Genomic DNA, 321 nt, shown 5'->3' with positions numbered 1-321 from the left:
ATAGACAACGCCACAATCGCGACGAAAATCGCCCCCACAGAAAACAAAAAGCGTACCACTAGGGCTTGTAAAAACCGCCTTTTATTATGCTCATGATACGTAATGTTGCAGGCTGTGATCAACGCTTGGCAGCCTTTACTGCTACTCCATATTGTTAAAAAGAGGGTAAAAATAGCACCTAAACTTAGGCTTGCCTGCGATTTTTGAGTGAGCGCTTTGAGTTGTTGCAACATAATTTCTTGACTGGATGGTGGTAAGAGTTCAATAAGCGGCAGTAGCTGATCAACCATTTCTGCAGGAGAAGAAAAATAGGCATAGATA

The 321-nt window shown here is 42.4% G+C and carries 1 protein-coding gene; it reads right to left on the bottom strand.

Annotation, left to right across the window (positions count from 1 at the left end):
- On the bottom strand, positions 1-321 hold a 321-nt coding region (locus CWC11_RS22345; protein ID WP_138684278.1), incomplete at both ends, for a YhjD/YihY/BrkB family envelope integrity protein.

Origin of the sequence: Pseudoalteromonas sp. S3178 (assembly GCF_005886985.1) — a bacterium.
In the GTDB taxonomy this organism is placed as follows: domain Bacteria; phylum Pseudomonadota; class Gammaproteobacteria; order Enterobacterales; family Alteromonadaceae; genus Pseudoalteromonas; species Pseudoalteromonas carrageenovora.
This window is presented reverse-complemented; position numbering and strand designations above follow the sequence as displayed.